Origin of the sequence: Microcoleus sp. AT8-B5 (genome assembly GCF_036705565.1) — a bacterium.
In the GTDB taxonomy this organism is placed as follows: domain Bacteria; phylum Cyanobacteriota; class Cyanobacteriia; order Cyanobacteriales; family Microcoleaceae; genus Microcoleus.
The window spans coordinates 1-2,771 of record NZ_JAUBUY010000108.1 but is presented as its reverse complement, the minus strand read 5'-3'; the positions used below and the strand labels follow the sequence as shown (position 1 = coordinate 2,771).

2 protein-coding genes are annotated in these 2,771 nt (G+C 44.9%); both read right to left on the bottom strand.

The window, feature by feature from the left end:
• Positions 1-47: 47 nt before the first annotated feature.
• The gene (locus tag QUB39_RS30320) at positions 48-845 is read right to left on the bottom strand and encodes a hypothetical protein (RefSeq protein ID WP_333485233.1); all 798 of its coding nucleotides are present in this window, start codon (positions 843-845) and stop codon (positions 48-50) included.
• A 233-nt stretch (positions 846-1,078) separates the two neighbouring features.
• Positions 1,079-2,650 carry a hypothetical protein gene (locus QUB39_RS30315; protein WP_333212868.1) on the bottom strand — a complete coding sequence of 524 codons (1,572 nt, stop codon included), beginning with the start codon at positions 2,648-2,650 and terminating at the stop codon, positions 1,079-1,081.
• Between the last annotated feature and the right edge of the window lie 121 nt (positions 2,651-2,771).

Sequence of the window (2,771 nt, the reverse complement as noted above, 5' to 3'; positions counted from 1 at the left end):
CATTTTTTAACGTTATATGCTTGCTATGTAAGCATTATAACCTATTTTTATCGTATTTTATGTTTAAGTCCCGCTAACTCACTTAGTTGATTTCTCGGAGAGCGGTTTAAGGCTTTAGATTTAACCAGTGGTTCCTCCGAATCCAACTCCTCTAGGTCATCTTTGGGAGGTCTAGTTTTGGTTTTAGAGTTGGGTGATGGCTCGTCATCCTCCCAACTTTCTCTTTCATTTTTTTGTGATTTGGTATTGGCTTTAAATTTCGAGCGACGCGAGGGTTCATCATCCTCTAATTCATCTAGTAAATCGTCTTTTTTAGACTTGTTTGTCGCTTTTGATTTAGACGTGGAAGAGGGTTCATCATCCTCCAATTCATCTAGTAAATCGTCTTTTTTAGACTTGGTTGTCGCTTTTGATTTAGACTTGGGGGAGGGTTGCTCATCATCCAATTCATCTAGTAAATTGTCTTTTTTAGACCTTGTTTTAGTTCGAGGCGAATCGAGTAACGCCTCAATTCCTGTTTTAGTAAATCGGTTGTCGTCGGGCTCTCCCAAGTGTTCCATCATGTACTTTCCTGTGGTAGAGCCGTACTCCGGTCGATCGCTCAAACTGAGGACGAGTCCGTTGTGCTTGACCTCCACGCTAATGCCTGGTTTGCCGTCTGCTTCCGTTAGTTCTTCAATTGCATCGGCAAAATCTTCTACGCTGGTGAGTCCGTTTTCCAGGCAGTAATCTAAAGCTTTCTCGCAGCGATTTCTTAGGTAGTTGAGGATTTTCTTGCCCTCGGCTGTGTTAGGGGTGATGTAGTTTCCCTGGCTTCGGCTTCGGTATGCTGTTTTTGTAGCCATAATCTTTGTGGCGGCGTGAGTGGATATTTCCCATGAAATTCGAGCAGTATGGCTACTGACTTCACTCGGAAGAGCGGTTCTGGGGAGTTAAAGTGACCCCCTCCAATCGGAGGGGGAATTGTCGTCTACTAATAAATAGTTCCTGTTTGGAACTCGCTAAAAAACTAACTGTTCGGTCAACGAGCTTTCTTGGCGTTCACACTTACCCGGTCTTAGATGTAGGGTAGTTGAGGTTAAAGTTGTGTATCTGCATCTCTTTTTGGTGAAGATGTAGAAGCTAATTCAGCATCAACCTCTTTGAGGTATTTGATAAACTGAGAGCTGTTGTTTTCAGAAAGTTTCTTAATGATTTGACCTGTTTTCAAGTCAGCAGCCAAGACCGGATTATCAGCTTTATCTCTGACTAAACATCTAACATTATTGCGAGATTGGCTAATAAAAGCTGTCCAGTTCCCCACAGGGATTTTAGTTTCTCCAGTTTGGTTATATGCTTCAGAAATCGCATCTTTCAGCAATTGTGAGAGGTGGGCGGGGCTGGCAGCAATGTTTTCGGGTTGAGATGGCGGTTTGTTTTGGGTAGGGGTTGGCGATACAAGCGATCGCTTTTGGGTAGGGGTTGGCGATACAAGCGGTCGCTTTTGACAAGGGGTTAGCGATACGGATTGCGATCGGTCTTGACAAGGGGTTGGCGCGACTTCTGAAAGTTCCTCAACTGATTCAATTAGTTGCACAGAGCTAGGGTTGATGTTTAAGATCAGAGCGCTGCCTTTTGGTGAGGGTTCAATAGTGGCCTCAAAGGTAGTGCCGATCGGCAATTTAGGTGAATTAGCAGAGAACATGGCTAGCTCTTGTCCGTCAAGAAGGACAATAGGGCTGCCGTCGCGCCTCGAACCGCTACCGCTAACAGAACCCACCTCAAAAGTCAATGTTTTCTGCCTCCATTTGGGACTGCTAAAGTCAACATCTTTCAAGTCATTGTACTTCTGTCCAATCAGTTCAGCTCTGTCAAACTGAAAGGTTTGCAATTGCTGGCAAATTTCATCTGTAAACAAATTGAGAACCAATGCTGCTTTAGGTGTTTGGTTTTGGGACTCAAGCCAAGTATAATCTGCAGGAGCTACAATGCGTGAACTCACATCTTTGGTGCGACCAAGACCATCGCGGTAGGTTAAGTCTAAACTGTCGATGTCGTTGGCATTCCCGCCAAACTTCTTTTCAAGAATTCCCACCAGTTTTTCGCTGGGTTCAATAAAGGCAAAATTGACCATTGGCAGGCTCGGATGCAAAGTTGCTTCATATTTAATGCCTTTGCTGTCTAACAATTCTTTCCAATGTCCAGCTAAGTCTTTGCCAACTGGCTGTCGCTTCTTATCCCTGACAGTCTTACCGCTGCCGTCGAGTTCAAATTCCTCGAAAGGGACGCTCAGAACGTAAGTGTCTTTTGGCATAGCTTCGTGCAGTCGCTCGTACTCAGGTTCAAGGTTGAATTCAATCAGCAGTTGGCGAGAAAGTTCCTTACAAGCTTTGCGAGGAACTTCTAAGTTGGGATTTGCGGTTTCGACGTGCCACATCGCACTAGCAGCTAAAAACCGTTCTTCAGGGTCAGTCCAAGCTTCGGTCACATCGGCTCTTAAGCTCTCGTATAACTTGCTGACGGCTTCTTTAATTGCCTTAGAATCGCCGCCGCACTCCAAGTGAATTTCACCCATCCTTTCTCGATAGCGTTCCTTAATATCTTGCGCCCACCTGACATAATGTTTCTCCCATTTTTCTCGCTCATCTAAGTCAGAAGGAGACTCAAACAAGTAGCGAAATTCGTCGCGGTGGCGGCTTTTTAGACGAGTCGGTTCGGGAGCGTGTCACTTTTGCAATGAGTATAAATACCCAAAAATACTAGGGCAGAGGTTTTGAGCTATTTTTGGGCAA